This window comes from Variovorax sp. P4_D9 (genome assembly GCF_056401695.1).
Map to the genome: position 1 here is coordinate 1 of NZ_JBFUIU010001547.1, position 1,071 is coordinate 1,071.

General features: G+C 66.1%; 2 protein-coding genes. Both read left to right on the forward strand.

Annotated features, from left to right (window positions below):
• The first annotated feature begins 170 nt into the window (after window positions 1-170).
• Window positions 171-902 carry an enoyl-CoA hydratase/isomerase family protein gene (locus AC1DY5_RS56775; RefSeq protein WP_478122894.1) on the forward strand — a complete coding sequence of 244 codons (732 nt, stop codon included), beginning with the start codon at window positions 171-173 and terminating at the stop codon, window positions 900-902.
• Between the two features lie 8 nt (window positions 903-910).
• The coding region (locus AC1DY5_RS56780; RefSeq protein WP_478122895.1) for a CoA transferase at window positions 911-1,071 on the forward strand (161 nt) is incomplete at its 3' end.

The following is a 1,071-nucleotide window of genomic DNA, read 5'->3' on the forward strand; positions in this document are numbered from 1 at the left end:
GTTCTCTCAAGATGGCCGCGCTGGACGGCGACATCGACCAAGGCAAGGTCGAGTCCGGGCAGGCCGCCGCAATGATCGACGAACTGGTGCCCGCCGCCGAGCTGGTCGAGCGAATCGCCGCCGAAACCCGCGAAGCAATGGAACAACTCTGGACTCTGAGAGGCTGAAACATGGACGAATTGCTGATCGAAGACACGGGACGAGTGCGCGTGCTGCGCATGAACCGACCCACCAAGCGCAATGCCTTGAACAACGCGCTCACCCGCGGGCTCGTCGATGCGCTCGCCGCGGCGGAAGCCGACGAAGCCATCCACTGCGTCGTACTCACGGGCAATGGGCCGGCCTTTTGCGCGGGTGCGGACATCTCCGAATTCAAGGACCTGACGCCCGACCAGATGCATCGCGTAGAGGAACGCGCCGAGCTCACCATGCAGCTGCACCTGAGCGTGTCACGCATGAGCAAGCCGGTGGTCGCCGCGGTCAACGGCTTCGCCATGGGCGGCGGGGCGGGTCTGGCGCTCGCTTGCGACCTTGCCTTGGCGGCGCGCTCGGCGCGCATCGGCTATCCCGAGGTCAAGCACGGGATAGTCGCTGCGATCGTGCTGCCGAACCTGACGCGTCAGGTCGGGCGAAAGGCGGCGTTCGAGCTGGTCGCCACCGGAGAGGCGGTTGATGCGGAACGCGCCGTCGCGCTCGGCATGTTCAATGCGGTCTACGACGACGAACGCCTGATGGACGAGGCGTTGGCGCTCGCCGGACGGCTGGCAGACGTGAGCCGCCCGGCGATGGCGACCACTAAGCACACCTTCCACAAGGTGGTCGATCTGCCGCTCGCGCGCGGCCTTGAGATCGGCCGTGATGCCAACAAGCGCATGCGCAGCTTCGTGCGCACCGAGCGTTGAGGTCGACCATGGCCAAGCCGCTTGAGCACATCACCATCCTGGACCTGTCGCGGGTGCTGGCCTGTCCATTCGCCTCGATGATCCTCGCCGAACTGGGCGCCACGGTGATCAAGGTAGAGCAGCCGGGAAGCGGCGATGAGACGCGCAGCTTCGAGCCGCGGGTCGAGAC